Origin of the sequence: Methylomonas sp. LWB, from assembly GCF_001856095.1 — a bacterium.
GTDB lineage: Bacteria > Pseudomonadota > Gammaproteobacteria > Methylococcales > Methylomonadaceae > Methylomonas > Methylomonas koyamae_A.
The window spans coordinates 18,600-35,914 of sequence record NZ_MKMC01000018.1; the positions used below are offsets into that span (position 1 = coordinate 18,600).

General features: G+C 59.5%; 13 protein-coding genes. 12 read left to right on the plus strand and 1 reads right to left on the minus strand.

The window, feature by feature from the left end; all coding sequences use genetic code 11:
- Nucleotides 1-46 precede the first annotated feature (46 nt).
- The 7 genes from BJL95_RS09765 to smbP all read left to right on the plus strand — a co-directional run bounded on the left by BJL95_RS09765 (nucleotide 47) and on the right by smbP (nucleotide 10,999).
- Nucleotides 47-454, plus strand: a complete 408-nt coding sequence (locus BJL95_RS09765) for a carboxypeptidase-like regulatory domain-containing protein (protein ID WP_071157564.1) — start codon at nucleotides 47-49, stop codon at nucleotides 452-454.
- An 88-nt stretch (nucleotides 455-542) separates the two neighbouring features.
- Nucleotides 543-830 (plus strand): hypothetical protein, encoded by a 288-nt coding sequence (locus tag BJL95_RS09770; RefSeq protein ID WP_071157529.1) that lies wholly within the window; start codon nucleotides 543-545, stop codon nucleotides 828-830.
- Nucleotides 831-973: 143 nt separating this feature from the next.
- Nucleotides 974-1,105: a DUF3096 domain-containing protein gene (locus tag BJL95_RS23835; protein WP_083385865.1), complete on the plus strand. Its 132-nt coding sequence runs from the start codon at nucleotides 974-976 to the stop codon at nucleotides 1,103-1,105.
- Nucleotides 1,106-1,286: 181 nt separating this feature from the next.
- Entirely contained in the window at nucleotides 1,287-1,445 is a 159-nt protein-coding gene (locus BJL95_RS09775) for a DUF3309 family protein (protein WP_071157534.1), read from the plus strand.
- A 137-nt stretch (nucleotides 1,446-1,582) separates the two neighbouring features.
- Nucleotides 1,583-10,270: a glucoamylase family protein gene (locus BJL95_RS09780; protein WP_071157536.1), complete on the plus strand. Its 8,688-nt coding sequence runs from the start codon at nucleotides 1,583-1,585 to the stop codon at nucleotides 10,268-10,270.
- A gap of 153 nt (nucleotides 10,271-10,423) precedes the next feature.
- The gene (locus BJL95_RS09785) at nucleotides 10,424-10,615 is read left to right on the plus strand and encodes a hypothetical protein (RefSeq protein WP_064031210.1); all 192 of its coding nucleotides are present in this window, start codon (nucleotides 10,424-10,426) and stop codon (nucleotides 10,613-10,615) included.
- Between the two features lie 66 nt (nucleotides 10,616-10,681).
- Nucleotides 10,682-10,999, plus strand: a complete 318-nt coding sequence (smbP, locus tag BJL95_RS09790; protein ID WP_071157538.1) for a small metal-binding protein SmbP — start codon at nucleotides 10,682-10,684, stop codon at nucleotides 10,997-10,999.
- Between the two features lie 385 nt (nucleotides 11,000-11,384).
- Here smbP and BJL95_RS09795 read toward each other — a convergent pair whose 3' ends face one another.
- Nucleotides 11,385-11,951 (minus strand): hypothetical protein, encoded by a 567-nt coding sequence (locus tag BJL95_RS09795; RefSeq protein WP_071157540.1) that lies wholly within the window; start codon nucleotides 11,949-11,951, stop codon nucleotides 11,385-11,387.
- 932 nt (nucleotides 11,952-12,883) lie between these two features.
- Between BJL95_RS09795 and BJL95_RS25120 the strand changes: the two genes are divergently transcribed.
- From BJL95_RS25120 to BJL95_RS09805, 5 genes are all read left to right on the plus strand, one after another.
- Nucleotides 12,884-13,249 (plus strand): hypothetical protein, encoded by a 366-nt coding sequence (locus BJL95_RS25120; protein ID WP_175463686.1) that lies wholly within the window; start codon nucleotides 12,884-12,886, stop codon nucleotides 13,247-13,249.
- Entirely contained in the window at nucleotides 13,209-14,351 is a 1,143-nt protein-coding gene (locus tag BJL95_RS25125; protein ID WP_175463687.1) for a TonB-dependent siderophore receptor, read from the plus strand. The genes BJL95_RS25120 and BJL95_RS25125 overlap by 41 nt, the downstream gene beginning before the upstream one ends.
- 22 nt (nucleotides 14,352-14,373) lie before the next feature.
- A complete protein-coding gene (locus tag BJL95_RS25130) occupies nucleotides 14,374-14,778 on the plus strand; it encodes a TonB-dependent receptor (protein WP_175463689.1) in 405 nt (134 codons plus the stop codon).
- A 45-nt stretch (nucleotides 14,779-14,823) separates the two neighbouring features.
- Nucleotides 14,824-14,994 carry a hypothetical protein gene (locus tag BJL95_RS25135; RefSeq protein WP_175463688.1) on the plus strand — a complete coding sequence of 57 codons (171 nt, stop codon included), beginning with the start codon at nucleotides 14,824-14,826 and terminating at the stop codon, nucleotides 14,992-14,994.
- A gap of 196 nt (nucleotides 14,995-15,190) precedes the next feature.
- The gene (locus BJL95_RS09805; protein WP_071157542.1) at nucleotides 15,191-17,290 is read left to right on the plus strand and encodes a TonB-dependent siderophore receptor; all 2,100 of its coding nucleotides are present in this window, start codon (nucleotides 15,191-15,193) and stop codon (nucleotides 17,288-17,290) included.
- The last annotated feature ends 25 nt before the right edge of the window (nucleotides 17,291-17,315 follow it).

Sequence of the window (17,315 nt, forward strand, 5' to 3'; positions counted from 1 at the left end):
GGAGCGCGTTCCAACTCTAATCGCACCGCTACTCGGAGTCTTGATCATGAACAGACCTTATCCGGCCTTAATGTTAGCGTGCTTGCTGTACGCCGTTTCCGCCCACGCCGAGTTGATCGAGGAACGCAGTCAAGGTCAGGTCAGCTTTATCAGCGGCGGTATCGGCGAGGACGAGCGAGCGGCCTTGAAAAAGGTCCGCACCGATTACAACCTGGGCCTGCTGTTTTCAACGCGAGGCAGCGGCGAGTATTTGAGCGATGTCACGGTCAGGATCAGCGACGGCAACGGCGCAATCGTGCTGGATACCGTTTCCGAAGGCCCGATGCTGTTCGCCAAACTGAAGCCGGGTCGCTATCAGGTCAGTGCCGAGCATGCCGGCCAAGCGCTTCGCAAACCGGTCACGGTCGACGTCAAACACCGTTCACCGTTGTCGTTTACGTGGTCGAACCCCTAAATCGAACGGCGAACGGGCCAAGGGCCAGGCCATTCGATATCGCAGCCGTTGAATTGTCGTTCAAACTCCCATCATCAGCGAGACATCCATGAAAACCAAAAACGAATACATCGAAATATTGGCGACTCAGCTCAGAGAGTGGAGCGCGGATATCGATCAGTTATCCGAAAAAACCGAGAAAGCCGCAGCACTGGTAAAACTGAATTACATCGATGAACTCAATGCGCTGCGCGCCAAGCAACTGGCCGCCGAAGCAAAAATGACCGAACTGGAGGCTTCCGGACATGAGGGTTGGGACACAATGAAACTGACGGCCGACCGGGTGTGGGATGATTTAAGAAGCAGTTTGGCCGATGTCGCCGCCAAACTAAAATAGCGGCGGCAAATTGGCGGCGACCCCGCGAACCGTGGCTGCCCGGCGTCGGCCGCTGAAAGCGCCGCACGTATGTGCGACAGCGTACAGACTCCCGCCGGGGCCGAGCGTTAAGCTGCAAGCTCGACTTTACGCGGAGATAAACGATGCATCCGGCAATTGAACCTGTATTGGCGCTGGTGATTGGCCTATTGATTTTGATGGTGCCCCGGTTTCTGAATTATTTCGTGGCGGTGTATTTGATTGTCGTCGGCGTATTGGGGCTGATACACCGTTGAATGGGCAAAGCGTTTCCGGTTGGCAAGGCTAGATCGTCGGCCGCGCCGGTCTTGGCGAGGATTTACCGAGCCACTTAGCGCCCTGGGAAATCCGCTGGGTAACGGTTAACGCCGCTTGGTTGCCGCGAAAGGTTTTGCCGCGTTATTCCTATCTCAGCCTCGCCTCAATTGGAGAACCATCATGTCGCTCGGCACCATTCTGCTCGTCCTGTTAATCCTGATGTTGTTGGGCGTTATTCCGGTCTGGCCGCACAGCCGATCATGGGGATACGGACCCGGTGGCGGCTTAGGCTTGATATTAGTCATCATCCTGATTTTGGTGGTGCTCGGCAGGATTTAGCCTGCCGGTTTTGGTAAACCTTGGGCCCACCGGTATTTGGGTCCAAGCCGTTCTTCGTCTCAATCGTCTGGCGAGAACCCTATCGACCTCGCCGGCCCGGTCGCGCGACCACACTATCCCACTCGGAGCGATCATCCATGGCCAAACGGCGAGAACAACGGCGGCATGTCAGAAGCGAACATCCCGGCGGCGAGGAAGCGCCGATTCGTTTCGAATTGTTCAACACGGAACGGCTGGAACAGCATGCGGTCAGTCTGGCGCACGCCCAAAAAGTCACGCATTTAAAGAAAGGCCGCAAGCTGATTCCGCGCGTTCGCGAGAATGCCTTGGTATTGTTGGAGGCCTATAAAGCCGTGGCGCGCGCGGTCAGGCAACAGCATGCCATCACGCCGGCGGCGGAATGGTTGCTGGACAATTTTCACGTCATCGAAGAGCAGATCAGCGACATTCACGTCGATTTGCCGGAAAGCTATTCGCGGGAATTGCCCAAACTGGCCGAAGGCGTGTTGGCCGGCTATCCGCGGGTATACGGTATCGCCTGGGCCTTGGTGGCCCACACCGACAGCCGGTTTTCGCCGGAATTACTGTCTCTGTTCGTGAATGCTTACCAAAGCGTCGAGCCGCTGACGCTCGGCGAATTGTGGGCCATTCCGATCACGTTGCGGGTGTTGCTGGTCGAGAATCTGCGCCGGCTGGCCGTGAACATTATGCGTTCGCAAAACGGCCGGCGCTTGGCCGACCAGTTTGTCGATGAAGTCGAACAAATCGTCGCGCGTAGCGACAGTCCGGAGCCGGCGATTCCGGCCGGCGTGCTGCCGTCCGAGCCGTTGCGGCAAGCGTACGCGGTCCAAATCCTGCAGCGCTCGCACGACCCGCATCCGGCGGTGGCGCTATCCCTGGCATTTCTGACCGACTGGCTCGCCGAACAGGGGCTGAGTCTGGACGACATCGTGTATCAGGAACATGCCGCGCAAATCGCCGACAATCTGACGGTGCGCAACATCATTACCAGCATGCGGGCGATTTCCGCATTCGAATGGCCGCAATTCGTCGAAGACGTTAGTCTGGTGGACGCTTGTTTGCGCGGACACGCAGGCTATCTGGCGATGGACTTTCTGACCCGCGACCGCTATCGCCATGCGATAGAGGACTTGGCCAAGCGCTCGCCAGCCTCGGAAGTCGAGATTGCCAGACTGGCGATCGCCGAAGTGCAAATTGCAGTTGCCCAGGATAGTGACGACGAACGTCAAACCGAACCGGGTTATTACTTAATCGGTGCCGGCCGTTACCGGTTCGAAACCAAGGTCGGTTATCGGCCGGGCCTGAAACAACGCCTGTTACGCTGTTACGTTAGCCACGCCGGTACCGCCTATGTGGTCAGTTTGGCGGTATTGACCTTGCTGCTGTTGCTGTTGCCGTTGAGCGCATCGGCGAGTGCCGGCTTGCCCGGCTGGCAGTTATGCGCGTTGGCGTTGGCGTTCGCGTTTCCGGCTTCGGACATCGCCATCGGCTGGATGAATCATTTTATCGTGGCCGGCTTGCCGCCCAATCACCTGCCGCGCCTGGAACTCAAGGACGGCGTGCCCGAGGCCTTAAGTACCTTCGTGGTGGTGCCGACGTTGTTCGTCAACGCCGCCGGGGTGCTGCAACAAATAGAGCAAATGGAAATTCGCTATCTCGCCAATCCGGACGGCGCGGTGCGCTTTGCGTTGTTGTCGGACTGGGCGGATGCCGAACAGGAAAGTCGGCCGGACGACGCGGCACTGCTGGCGGTGGCGGTCGAGGCCATCGCCGCGTTGAATCTGAAATACGCTCGGCAACGGTTTTATGTGTTTCACCGCAAGCGGCTCTGGAATCCCAGCGAAGGCAAGTGGATGGGTTGGGAACGCAAGCGCGGCAAGCTTCAAGAATTCAATCGCCTGCTGCGCGGCGCGACCGACACCTCGTTTCTGCCGATGGACGGCGTGCCGGCCAGCGCGCCGCCGGGCGTGTGTTACGTCATCACGTTGGATGCCGACACCAAGCTGCCGATGGGCGTGGTCGCGCAACTGGTGGGTGTGGCTGCCCATCCGTTGAATCGGCCGGTATTCGATGCGACCAGCCAAACCGTCGTCGACGGCTACGGCATTCTGCAACCGCGCGTCACGCCGACCCTGCCGCAACGTCAGGAGCGCTCGATGTTTCACCAGATCTTCGCCGGCGCTTCCGGTACCGATGCCTATGCCAGTTCGGTCTCCGAGCTGTATCAGGATCTGTTCGGCCTGGGTACCTACAGCGGCAAGGGTCTTTACCACGTGGACAGCTTCGTGGCGGCATTGGCCGGGCGGGTGCCCGACAATACCCAGCTCAGCCACGATTTGTTCGAGAGCGTCTACGTGCGTTGCGGTTTGGTCAGCGATATCGAGTTTTTCGAGGAGTTTCCGTCGCATACCGAGGTGGCGGCTTCCCGCGAACACCGCTGGGTGCGCGGCGATTGGCAGCTGTTGCCCTGGATCTTCGGCGCGCGGGGCAAGGGCATGCCGATGATAGGCCGTTGGAAAATGCTGGACAATCTCCGGCGTTCGCTGTCTGCACCGGCGGCGTTCTCGGCGCTAGTGCTCGGCTGGAGTTTGCCGAACGCGCCGCTGCTGGCCTTGACCGCCTTCGTACTGATCGCGCTGGCCTTTCCGGCGGTGTTGGCGGTAACCGCCGGTTTTAGCGCGCCCCGGCGCGGCATTTCGATCGCCACTCATCTGCGCGGCACCGGCGAAAACGTCGCGTGGGCATTGTGCAACAGCCTAGTGGCGCTGACCTTATTGGCTCAGCAAGCTTGGCTGATGGCCGACGCCATCTCGACCACGCTGGTCAGGCTATTCATTACCCGCCGCAAACTGTTGAAGTGGGTGACGGCCTTGCAGGCCAAGGCCGGCGCCGGGCACGCCTTGAAAAATCTGATCCGGCCGTTGAGTCATTCCTCGTCGGTGGTGTTTGGCGCCGGCGCGCTGGTGGTGGTGTTCAATCCGGACGCAATCGTCGCGGCCGCGCCGTTTTTATTGTTGTGGTGGTTGGCGCCGGTGGTGGCGCGGGCCTTGAGTTTGCCGCCCAAGATCGATAGCGCGGAAGTGCTGTTGCCGGCCGACAGTGCCAGATTGCGTTGCCACGGCCGGCGCATCTGGCGGTTTTTCACCACCTTCGTGACCGCCGAGGAACACTTTTTGCCGCCGGACAATTTTCAGGAAGACCCTTGGCCGGTGATCGCCCATCGCAGTTCGCCGACCAATTTCGGTTTGTATTTGTTGTCGATCGTGGCGGCGCGGGATTTTGGCTGGCTGGGTTTGACCGATGCCATCGAACGGTTGGAGGCCACGGTGGCGACGCTGGCCGGGTTGCCGCGCCTGCACGGCCATTTCTACAACTGGTACGACACCCGCGATTTACAGACGCTGGAGCCGCGTTACGTGTCCACGGTCGATAGCGGCAATCTGGCCGGCCACCTGTTGACGCTGGCTCAGGCCTGTCGGGAAATGGCGAATCGGCCGCTGGACTTGTCCAACGCCTTGATCGGCTTGGCCGATACCCACGCTTTATTGAGCGACGCGTTAGCCAAATTCAGCGACGATCGGCGCACGCTGACCGTGAGCTTGGCGGAGTTGCGCCACAAAGTCGCCGATCTGGGCGAATTGCTCGGCGCGCGCCCCGCCGATGCCGAGGAATGGAGTCGATTGTGGCGGCGCCTGACCGATTGCGTCGGCGCCTTGCACGATCTGGCCAACGCCCATGCCGTCGAGCGCGGCGATAGCCAGGGCAACGAGGTGCTGGTGTGGGCCGGTTTGCTGCGAGACGACATTCGCTCGCATGCGCGTGACGTGGCGACTTTGATGCCGTGGATTCATTTTCCGGCGCGCTACCACCCCGCAGACCCGCCAAGCCATCGATTCGATCTGGACACGCCGCTGTGCCATCTGCCGGAGCGCTACGCGCTGTGGGCGAATCGTCAGGCGTGCGACCAGCCGGCGTCGGCGAGTTCCGAGAATACCGCAATGCGGGTGTTGCTGTGCCGGGCCGGCGAACAGGCCGATACCTTGCGTCAGCGCCTCGATCTGCTCGCCGAGCAGTTGGAAAGCTGGTTCCGCGAGATGGACTTTCGATTCTTGTACAACGCCAGTCGCCACATGTTCGCGATCGGCTACCGGGTCGCCGAAGGTGTCATCGATTCCAGTTACTACGATCTATTGGCCTCGGAGGCCCGCTTGGCAAGCATTATCGCGATCGCCAAACGCGACGTGCCGAGCAGTCATTGGTTTCATCTGGGCCGGCGGGTGACGCGGGTCGCTCACGGCACGGTGTTGCTGTCCTGGTCCGGCTCGATGTTCGAATATTTGATGCCGTCGCTGGTGACCTTTACCCCGCGCTACAGCCTGCTGGATCAGACCTGCCGGTTGGTTGTAAAGCGGCAGATCGCCTACGGCCGGGAGCGCGGCGTACCCTGGGGCGTGTCCGAATCGGCGTTTAACGGCCGAGACGTGTATTTGACCTATCAATACTCGGCGTTCGGCGTGCCCGGCTTGGGCATGAAGCGCGGCTTGGGCGAGGAACTGGTGATCGCGCCTTACGCGACGGCCTTGGCGGCGATGTATTTGCCGCACGCCGCCGCGGAAAACTTCGCGCGTCTGGAGCAAGAAGGCGGCATGGGACGCTACGGTTTCTACGAAGCCTTGGACTACACACCGATCCGGCTGGCGGAAGGCCAACGGGTGGCTCTGGTACGTTGCTATATGGCGCATCATCAAGGCATGTCGCTGGTGGCCTTCGCCAACGTGGTACACGACGGGACGATGCGCCACCGCTTCCACCGCGCGGCGTTGATTCAGTCCGCGCATTTGCTGCTGCAGGAACGCATTCCGCACGGCGCCGACACCAGCGTGCCGCCGCTGTTGCAAGAGCTGTCCGATGTCAAGGAAACCGTGCAGCCGCCGGTGCGGCGCTTGTGTTCGCCGATGTCGGCGGTGCCGTCGACTCAGCTGTTGTCCAACGGCCGTTACGCGGTCATGATCACCGCCGCCGGCTCCGGCTACAGCCTGTGGCGCAACCAGGCCGTAACCCGTTGGCGGGAAGATCCCACCCGCGACGCCTGGGGTAGTTATCTGTATTTGCGCGATGTCGAAACCGGCAAGGTCTGGTCGGCTGGCTATCAGCCGACGGCGGCCTGCCCCGACCATTACGAGGTGGTGTTTGTCGAGGACAGGGCGCGGATCACCCGCACCGACGGTTTGATCGTCGCCACGCTGGAAATCGTGGTGTCGCCGGAAGACGATGCCGAAATTCGCCGGTTGAGCTTGACCAACAACAGCGCATACTCGCGCGAAATCGAGGTCACCTCGTATGCGGAAATCGTGTTGACCACCCCGGCCGCGGACATTGCCCATCCGGCCTTTTCCAATCTGTTCGTGCAAACCGAATACTGGCCGCAGACCCGTGCCTTACTGGCGCATCGGCGTCCGCGCGCGCCGGACGACGCGCCGGTTTGGGCCGCGCACGTATTGGCCGATCGGCAAAGCGGCGACGGGCTGCAATACGAGACCGACCGGGCCCGTTTTATCGGCCGGGGCCAAACGGCGCGCGCGCCGCTGGCGGTGATGGACGGCAGGCCGTTGAGCAATACGGTGGGCTGCGTATTGGACCCGATATTCAGTCTGCGTACCCGTGTGAAAGTGGCGGCCGGCGCGACCGAGCATCTGACCTTTACCACGCTGGTGGCGGCCTCGCGCCAAGCGGCGGCGGATTTGGCCGATAAATACCACAATCCGGTGGCTTGGGAGCGGGTCTCGGCCTTGGCCTGGACGCACGCGCACGTGCAATTGCACCATTTGCGCACCAAGCCCGATGAAGCGCAATTGTTTCAAATGCTGGCTAACCGCTTGATTTACGCCGATCTGTCGCTGCGACCGGTCGGTAAGCTGTCGCAGACGAATACGCTGAACGTCGGCGGACTTTGGCGACACGGGATTTCCGGCGACCGGCCCATCGTGTTGTTGCGGGTCGGCGAACCGGAAGAGCGCGGCATCGTCGAGCAATTGTTGCGCGCGCACGAATATTGGCGCATCAAGGGATTGGCCGTGGATTTGCTGATCTTGAACGAGAAGGAAGTGTCCTACGTCGAGGACTTGCAGGCCTTGCTGGAAAATCTGGTGCGGGAGAATCAGGCCCGCGCCGCCGCCGATCAGGGCCAACAGGGCGCGATTTTCGCGTTGCAAGCCAGCGTGCTGTCTCTGGAAGAGCGGCGCTTGTTGCAAACGGCGGCTCGGGCGGTGTTGGTCGGCCATCGCGGCACCTTGGCCGAACAGTTGCTGCGTCATCCGCGGCCGGCCTCCCCGTTCATTGTCCATAGAGCGGCGCGGGCGGCGGAAGTCGCCCCGGTCCTGGCGGTGCCGGACCTGGAGTTCTTCAACGGCCTCGGCGGCTTCGCCGAAGAAGGCCGCGAATATGTGATCGTGCTGGATAAAGGCCAGTGGACGCCGGCGCCTTGGATTAACGTGATTGCCAATCCGGGGTTTGGTTTTACCGTTTCGGAGCTGGGTAGCGGTTGCACCTGGGCCGGCAATAGCCGGGAAAACCAACTGACGCCCTGGTCCAACGATCCGGTCGGCGATGCGCCCGGCGAAGTGTTTTATTTGCGCGACGACGAAACGCAGGAATTATGGACCCCGACCGTGTTGCCGATTCGGGTCGAGAATGCCGGCTATCTGATCAGGCACGGCCAGGGTTACAGCCGCTTCGAGCACGTCTCGCACGGCATCCGTGCCGAACTGCTGCAATTCGTCGATCCGGACGATCCGATCAAGCTGTCGTCGTTGATTCTGACCAACCAGTCCGGCCGCCACCGTCGCCTGACCGTGACGGCCTACCTGGAATGGGTGCTGGGTGCCTCGCGCAGCGTGACGGCACCGCATATCGTCACCGAACTGGACTCGGATACCGGCGCTTTGTTGGCCTATAACCCCTGGGATCCGGAATTCGGCCAACGCGTCGCGTTCGCCGATCTGGCCGGTCGGCAGACGGCTTGGACCGCGAATCGCGGCGAATTCCTCGGTCGTAACGGCAGTCTGGACGCACCGGCCGGCTTGTCGAGTCGCAAACCGCTGAAGAACCGGGTCGGCGCCGGCTTGGACCCGTGCGCGGCCTTGCAAACGACGCTGGAAATGGCGCCCAAGCAACGCATCGAGATCGTGTTTTTGCTGGGACAGGGTCGCGACAAAACCCATGCCGTCGAGTTGATCCGCCGCCATCGGGCTTTCGACGTGGCAAGCCGCTTCGCCGTGGTGAAGCAAGCTTGGCAAGGCGTTACGCACCAGGTCCAAGTCGAAACGCCGGACCGCGAGCTGGACATTCTATTAAACGGCTGGTTGCTGTATCAGACCCTGAGTTGCCGGATGTGGGCGAGGGCGGCGTTTTATCAGGTGGGCGGCGCCTTCGGTTTCCGCGATCAATTACAGGACGGCATGGCCTTGGCGGTGAGCCGGCCGGATTTGACGCGGGAACATCTGTTGCGCGCCGCCGGCCGCCAGTTCGAGCCGGGCGACGTGCAGCATTGGTGGCATCCGCCCACCGGTCGCGGCGTGCGTACCCGGTTTTCCGACGACCGGGTCTGGTTGCCGTTTGCGGTGCGGCATTATTTGCAGGTCAGTGGCGATACGCCGGTGCTGGATGAATTAATCCCGTTTTTGGAAGGACCGCTGTTGGCGGCCGACCAGGACGACGCGTATTTTCAACCGGGTCAAACCCAGGGTTCGGCCAGTTTGTTCGAGCATTGCGCCCGAGCGTTGGACTTGAGTTTGACGACCGGCGCGCACGGCTTGCCGTTGATCGGCAGCGGCGACTGGAACGACGGCATGAATCGGGTCGGCAATCGGGGCCAGGGCGAGAGCGTCTGGCTGGCCTGGTTCCTGATCGCGTCGCTGTCGGCCTTCGCCGAGATTGCCGAGGCGCGCGGTGAATCCGAACGGGCAGGCCGCTGGCGCGAGCACGCCGAGCGGCTGCAAGTCGCGCTGGAAGCGGAAGCTTGGGACGGCGCCTGGTACCGGCGCGCGTATTTCGACGACGGTTCGCCGCTGGGTTCGGCGACCAACGCCGAATGTCGCATCGATGCCATTGCCCAGAGCTGGGCCGTCATCTCCGGCGCCGCCGAGCCGGAACGGGCGCGGCGGGCGATGGCGTCGGTGCGCGAATATTTGGTGCGCTACGGCGACGACCTGGTGCTGTTGTTCACGCCGCCGTTCGACAAGACCGAACGCGATCCCGGTTATATCAAAAGCTATCCGCCCGGCATTCGCGAGAACGGCGGGCAATATACTCACGCGGCGATTTGGTCGGTGATTGCCTATGCGCTGCTCGGCGACGGCGACCAAGCCGGCGAATTGCTGCGCATGCTTAACCCGATCAAGCGCACCGCCAGCCGCACCGGCGTGTATGCCTATAAGGTCGAGCCCTATGTGCTGGCCGCGGACATTTATTCCGAGGCTCCCCACGCCCGGCGCGGCGGCTGGACCTGGTACACCGGCGCCGCCGGCTGGTTTCACCGGGCTGGATTGGAAACCGTGCTGGGTTTGCAACGGCGCGGCAACCGGTTGCTGTTCGCGCCCTGTATTCCGAAAGGTTGGCCCGCTTACCGGATGGAGTATCGGCATAGCGGCAGTATTTACGACATCCGAGTGGACAATCCGGACGGCGTTTCGCGCGGCGTGGTCGGTCTGGAGCTGGACGGGGTTGCGCAATCAATTGCCGACGGGATTGCGTTGCTCGACGACGGGCAACGGCATCAAGTGTCGGTCGTATTGGGCAACCTATAGCGCTAGCAGAGCTCAGTGGCGCGAGCCATCTGTGCGGCGCCGTACCGACCGGCGCGGGAGAAACCGCTATCTTGATGACTGAGCGTGGAAACTGAATATTCTCCGCTTTGACCCTGGCCAATTCGGCTTGGGTCGGCCATTCAGGAGTTCGACATGAATAAAGTTCCCAACCAACACCCGGCGCAAGCCGACGAAATCATGGTCGTCGAGATTAGCGGTAATCGCCGTCACGACATCGCCGAGGATTACGAAGACGATATGCAGATGACTGCCGGCCGAGACCGGGGCGGGTTTATCCCGGTCAGGCGCAACGCGAAAAAAGCCGAAAAAAGCGACCGATATTGAGATCGCCGATGTTGATGCCGGAATCGGCGCCGGGCAATGTCTAAACTCACTTACCAGGAAATCCTTATGAAGATTGTTTCGAACCCATTGATCGGACTCGGCGGCGCCATGCTGTTGAGCGTTTACACTTGCAACGTCCAAGCGGCCGATAGTCACTTCGCGTTGGCGCTGGAGCATGCCAACGCAGCCGGCAGTGCCGGCGACGTCAAAAGCATCGTGGATCATGCCGATGAAGCCAAGGTGCATATCATCGTCATAGAGGAGCATATGAAAGCCAGTCTCAAGAGTCTGGATGCGGCGATCGGGCATGCAAAACAAGGCCATGCGGACTTGGCGAAAAAATCCTCGGAAGACGCGGTGTCGCATTTGAACTCCGCTAAGTAAGGCCGGACGGTTTTCGATGCCGATGACAACGGCGGGCTAATTCCCCGCCGTTTTTTGTGCCTGGCGGATCGTGAGTCGCTGACCTTACCCCGGTATACCAGCATATAGCTTTCGCGCTTCAAATTTCGGCACATCCGCTCCCTGTCGCCCGTCGGGTGATGGATAGGGCGAGGGGATAAAAAACGAAATTTTAAGTGCGATGGCTATAGCGCGCGGTTAGAGGCTTCAGCCGCAAACCAGGTAGTTGCGAGGATAGACGCTTGGGGGAGGCAAGGGAATGGAATGGCGCGATGAGCTCAGCTTATGAGTCAGCGGCGCCGGAAGAGCCGGCCAAAAAAAGGCCGGCGCGAGCATCAAGCTCGCGCCGGCTATCCCTAACTAGAATTTAGGAAACCTTCGTTTTAGCTCGGCCGGTGTACAACAAGCCCAGCAAGGCGCTGGTCATCATCCACACCGAAGCGGGTAGCGGCACGGCGGCGGGGCCGTCGTCGGTGGCTTGCGAAGGACTAATGTCGAACGCGTACAGAAAGTGCAAATTATCGAATGCCTCCGCATCGGCGAAAGCCAACATCACCGCATCCGAACCCAAATTGGCGTTGCCGAATGCGGCGCTCCAAACGCCGCCGGACAACATGCCGACTTGGAAATTGCTGGAGCCCAGCAAGGTGCCGGAAGCGGTCGCGGTGCCGATATGGTAATTGGCTCCGCTGGCAACGAACGATACCGCGCCGACACCGGTAAAGGAGAGGACGGGCGCGGCCGCGCCGATCATCGCCGTGTCTTCGAAAATTCCGAAGGTATCGGTCAGCGAAGGGAACGGAAACGATGACGTGCTAAACGACATAAAGTTAACGTCGCCGTCGTTCGGTGCCCAAACGCTAGCGGAACTAGCGCCGGAAACCGCCAATAGGCACGCGGCGAGCGAGGTCTTTAAATAGGGGATCTTTTTCATAGGTATTTCTCGATAGGTTTAAGTGAACAAATGGCCATCCAATGGCGCTTACCCCTCGGCCGGTTTTGCCTGGCAAGACCGGCTTTGACAGAGTTCTTGCGACCATGCATTTCGCGGAGCCTAGCCCCGCTCGGTCTTTGTGTCGGGCGCGCGCCACGGGCAGCCAAGGCAATAGCAACGCGCTGGTTGGATCGTGGACGTTAAGAAAAAGGGCGCCGGTGCGCGTGGGCAAGTAAACCTGCGCTTCGACGAAGGTGTGGTGGAACTAAGGGTGGGGCGACAGCGGTTTGCTTGCCGCTGATTAGCAATACTTGGGAGCGTTGAACCCGCTGTCCGGCAAATCGGAAACATGCAATCCAATGATCGTGATCCGTGCCAAGGATGTGAATTTAATCGGGTCGGGTATTGATTTCGGTAAAGTCATGTTGCCAGTTTAAGCACTTGTAGTGGCTGCGTCGGTACGTTATCCAACATTGCGATCAGCGCGATTCGCCGGCGCGGTCATGTGCCAATTGATGTTTGAGGTTCTGGTGTCGACCGTGAATCAGTTGCTGAGGTTGGTCACTTAAAATCGCTTTGAGCCATTTTTAGTTGTCAATCTAGTCGGTTGTCGGGATCGCCTTGTCTGATTGTCGAGAACAACGATGACATAACGCAGTAACCCTACCCCTGCGGGGCTACTTCAGCCGCCAGCGGCGGATGGTACGGCCAGTTTTTCGAACGGACGGTAATTTTTCAAGTGGCTCGGTACTATGATTAAGTAAACCGAATTTTGGAAAATACGCGAAAAGAAATAAAGTAGGGGCGGTTTGAAACTACCCATTTATTGGGTATTGCGAAGTACTCGATCGCACTGAATGATCGGAAGCATGGGCAAGGTAGATTGCGCATTTTTCAGTAGCGGCAATCGCTTGTGCGCGTCAGGGGGCATGATGAAAAGTTTGATCGTATCTCTTGTGATCGCCGCGCCATTATTGATTTGGGCGACGGTCTCGCTGGCCGCATCTTCTAGCGAGGAAGAAGACTTGGCGCAGGTTTACGGCGGCGAAGAAATGGTCAGCATCGCCACTGGCACCAAGCAACCGGTCGGCAAGGCGCCGGCGGTGGCGTCCGTGCTCACCGCGGCGGACATCAAGGCCATGGGCGCGACGGACATCGACGAGGTGTTGGAAACCGCACGTGGCACGCAGCTATCTCGGATACAACCCGATTTATACGTTTCTCGGTGTTTATTCCGGCTTCAACCCGCAGGTGCTGATGTTGATCAACGGCGTCCCCATCACCTCCTACACGGGTGACAGGAACTTGAGTTGGGGCGGCATGCCGGTGCAGGCCATCTCCCGCATCGAAGTGGTACGCGGACCGGGCTCGGCCGTATATGGTGCCGATGCTTTCGATGGTGTGATCAACATCATCACCAAGACCAAGGACGAGATCAACGGCACGGAGGTAGGCGGGCGGGTCGGCAGTTTCGATACCTATGACGGTTGGGCCTTGCACGGTGCCGAATGGGCCGGCTTCGACGTGGCCGCAAGCGTGGAATACCACACCTCCGCCGGGCAGAAATCCATTATCGAAACCGATTGGCAGAGCCAGTTGGACCACGCACTCGGCACTCATGCCTCGCTGGCTCCGGGCCCGGTCAATCTGTCGCGAGACAATATGGATGCACGATTGGATCTTTCCCGCGGACACTGGCGCTTCCGTGGCGGCCTGCAGCATCGCGACAATTACGGCAGCGGGGCCGGCGTGATACAGACCCTGGATCCGGTGACCATGATAGGCAGCGATCGCTGGAATGCCGATCTCACCTGCCAGAACGCTGACTTCGCCGAGAATTGGGAGATGATGGCGCAACTCAGTTATTTGGATGGCGACCAGCATAATACCGGGGCTTTTCCTCCAGGCGCTCGCTTACCCATAGGTGCCAACGGTATGATCGATTTCGCCAATCCGGTGCAATACGTCACGTTTGCCAACGGTTTCAGAGGCGTTCCGGAAAACTGGGAACGTCACGCTTGCGCAAACCTTGCCGCCGTTTATCGAGGCTTTTCGGCGCATACCTTGCGTCTGGGTGCCGGATTCAACTACGACAGCATTTACAAGGTACGGGAGCAGAAAAATTTCGGTCTGGATCCGGTCACGGGAACCCCAATTCCCTTGCTGCCGGGCACCCCGCTGGTGGATGTCTCGAACACACCGCTAGTTTATCTGCCGACCAAGGATCGCACGGACGCGTTTTTCCTGATCCAGGACGAATGGGCATTCGCTAGAGACCGGCAGTTGACTGCCGGTATGCGTTACGACCGCTACTCGGACTTTGGCGAGACGGTCAATCCACGAGCGGCCCTGGTTTGGGAGACCCGTTACGATCTGACCACTAAGCTGATGTACGGGTAGTGCCTTCCGCGCACCGGCCTTCATTGAGCTCTATAACGTCAACAATCCCGGAGCCAACGGTAATCCGCGCCTGAAACCGGAAACCATGGATAGTCTCGAGCTGGCCTTCGACTGTCGCCCCTTGGACAAACTGCGCTTGGGCGTCAATTTCTTCCATTATTGGTGGAAGGATATTATTCGTTTCGTGCCGGACATCGGCTCAACCAGCATAACGGCCCAAAATACCGGCAGCCAAAACGGCTATGGCGGCGAACTGGAGGCCGAATGGAAAGCCCTAGACACCCTCAAACTGGCGGGAAACTATTCCTACCAAAAGTCCACGGACAGTACTACCCATCAAGATGCCGGCTACGCGCCTCATCATCAGGTTTATCTACGCGCTCAATGGGAATTTTTGCCCGACTGGCAATTCACCCCCCAGATTTAATGGATCATCGACCGCGATCGGGCCGCCGGCGACAATCGCCCGGCCATGGACGATTACGCCTGGGTCGATTTGACTCTCCGCCGCAAGAATATCCACGATCATTTCGAAGTGGCCTTCTCGGTGTGCAATCTGTTTGATGTGAATGCCCGCGAGCCTAGTCCGGGAGCGGCCATCCCCAACGACCTGCCCTTGGCGGGGCGGGGAAATCAGAGTTAATTTTTAGCCATAACTATAATTAAACCCAATTTTAGACGTGACACTAAATGAAACATGGCATGGAAGAGTTCAGGGCTAACTACTTAAAACCGGCAATGTGTCAAATTTGATCGGCCAAAAAGGTCGGGTAAAGGCAACGAGGGCACGATCGTTATTTTCCAATTGCGGCACAAATGATTGCTCAAAAGGAGGCGTCATGAAAAATACGGTCGCAAGTCTCGCCGCCACGGTGCCGACATTGCTTTGGGTCACGGTCTCGCTGGCCGCGCCGAATGCCGAGGAAGAAGACTTGGCGCTGGTTTACGGCGACAAAAACACCGTCAGTATCGCCACCGGCAGTCCGCAAGCCTTAAGCCGTGCGCCCTCGACCGCGACGGTGATCACCGCCGAGGACATCGCGGCGATGGGTGCCAAGGATCTGGACGAAGTACTAGAAACCGTGCCGGGCGTGCATGTCGAGCGCTCCTATATCGATTACACGCCCATGTATCAATTTCGCGGCATCGTCGGCAACCCCACCAATCCTCAGGTTTTGGTGCTGCAGAACGGCATTTCGATAAATACCCTGTTTCGTGGCGACAGGGGGCAAGCCTGGGGGGGGCTGCCGCTGGACAACATCGCCCGCATCGAGGTGATTCGCGGTCCCGGCTCGGCCCTATATGGCGCCGATGCTTACGCCGGGGTCATCAACATCATCACCAAAACCGCCAAGGACATCGACGGCACCAAAATCGGGGCGCGCGGCGGCTCGTTCGATACCTGGAACACCTGGGCGCAACACGGCGGCAAATGGGGTGAGGTGGAGGTCGCGGCCTACGTCAATGTCGGCGCCACCGACGGTTTCAAGAAAACCATCATCGAGGATTCCCAAACGTCGCGCGACCAGTTTTTCGGCACTCATGTCTCCGAAGCGCCGGGGCCGGTCAACACCGGCTACGATAGCGTAGACGCCAACCTCGATCTGGCTTACGACAAATGGCGCTTACGCTCCGGCTATAAGCTGCGAGACAATCTCGGCATGGGGGTCGGTCAGACGGCGACGCTCGATCCCATCGGCACCGAAACCAGCGAACGCATCAACGCCGATTTGTCCTGGAACGACGCGCAATTCGCCAAAAACTGGGGGCTGGGCTTCATGGCCAGTTTCCTGCACTACAAGGAAGATGCCAGCAACTATCACATGTTCCCTGCCGGGACCCGACTCGGCCCGTTTAATTATCCGGACGGCATGATCGGCTCGCCGGGACGCTGGGAGCGGCAAATCCGGATTTCGGCCTTCGCCAACTATACCGGCTTTACCGACCACAACCTGCGCATAGGCTGGGGCCACGACGACCTGAACCTTTATAAAACCCGGACCTTGAAGAATTTCTTTTTATTGCCTAACGGCTTACCCATGCCGACGGGTGCCGTTACCGACTATGGCAGCATCCAACCGCATATTTTGCCCCATACCCGCATCGACGATTATTTTTACCTGCAGGACGAATGGAGTTTCGCCCCGGATTGGACCTTGACCGCAGGGGTGCGCTACGACAGTTATTCCGATTTCGGCGCTACCGTCAATCCGCGACTGGCGATGGTCTGGAACGTCGATCTGGACCTGACTGCCAAATTCCTCTGGGGCCGGGCCTTTCGCGCGCCGTCTTTCAACGAGCAGTACGGCATCAATCCGTCCGGGGGAGGCAATCCCGGTCTGCAACCCGAAACCATGGACACCTACGAGGTCGATATCAGTTGGCAGGCACGCCGCGATACCGAAGTAAACCTGAGCTTTTTTCAATACGATTTGGCTCAGATCATTTCTGCCGTCGCCAATCCAGCGCCGGCGCCAGGACTCGCTTTTCAAAACACCGGCAAACAATATGGTCGCGGCCTGGAACTGGAAACCACCTGGGATGCCACGTCTTCACTGAGACTGACCGGCAATTATTCCTTTCAAACCTCGATCGACGAAACCCATCATCAGGACGCCGGTTACATGCCTCATCACCATGTCTATGCGCGTAGCGACTGGCGTTTCATGCAGCCCTGGTTGGCCAGCGTTCAAGTCAACTGGGTGGGTGACCGCAAGCGTGCCTACGGCGATACCCGGCCGCCGATACGCGATTACACCACCTTCGACCTGACGCTACGCACCGATAATAGTAAAAAGGGCTGGGTTGTTGCGGCTTCAATCCGCAATCTGTTCGATGCCGCAGTACTGGAGCCCAGTCTGGCGCCGGGCACGGCTATTCCCTACGATTTGCCGATGCCGGGGCGGTCGTTTTATCTGCAAGCGACTTTTTCGTTTTGAAGCCGATGACCAGATTCCTCTATAG

Excerpts from the sequence above, each read along its gene's own strand:
- BJL95_RS09765 (WP_071157564.1), top strand. The coding sequence starts at position 47 with ATGAACAGACCTTATCCGGCCTTAATGTTAGCGTGCTTGCTGTACGCC.
- BJL95_RS09770 (WP_071157529.1), top strand. The coding sequence starts at position 543 with ATGAAAACCAAAAACGAATACATCGAAATATTGGCGACTCAGCTCAGA.
- BJL95_RS23835 (WP_083385865.1), top strand. The coding sequence starts at position 974 with ATGCATCCGGCAATTGAACCTGTATTGGCGCTGGTGATTGGCCTATTG.
- BJL95_RS09775 (WP_071157534.1), top strand. The coding sequence starts at position 1,287 with ATGTCGCTCGGCACCATTCTGCTCGTCCTGTTAATCCTGATGTTGTTG.
- BJL95_RS09780 (WP_071157536.1), top strand. The coding sequence starts at position 1,583 with ATGGCCAAACGGCGAGAACAACGGCGGCATGTCAGAAGCGAACATCCC.
- BJL95_RS09785 (WP_064031210.1), top strand. The coding sequence starts at position 10,424 with ATGAATAAAGTTCCCAACCAACACCCGGCGCAAGCCGACGAAATCATG.
- smbP (WP_071157538.1), top strand. The coding sequence starts at position 10,682 with ATGAAGATTGTTTCGAACCCATTGATCGGACTCGGCGGCGCCATGCTG.
- BJL95_RS09795 (WP_071157540.1), bottom strand. The coding sequence starts at position 11,951 with ATGAAAAAGATCCCCTATTTAAAGACCTCGCTCGCCGCGTGCCTATTG.
- BJL95_RS25120 (WP_175463686.1), top strand. The coding sequence starts at position 12,884 with ATGAAAAGTTTGATCGTATCTCTTGTGATCGCCGCGCCATTATTGATT.
- BJL95_RS25125 (WP_175463687.1), top strand. The coding sequence starts at position 13,209 with ATGTTGATCAACGGCGTCCCCATCACCTCCTACACGGGTGACAGGAAC.
- BJL95_RS25135 (WP_175463688.1), top strand. The coding sequence starts at position 14,824 with ATGGACGATTACGCCTGGGTCGATTTGACTCTCCGCCGCAAGAATATC.
- BJL95_RS09805 (WP_071157542.1), top strand. The coding sequence starts at position 15,191 with ATGAAAAATACGGTCGCAAGTCTCGCCGCCACGGTGCCGACATTGCTT.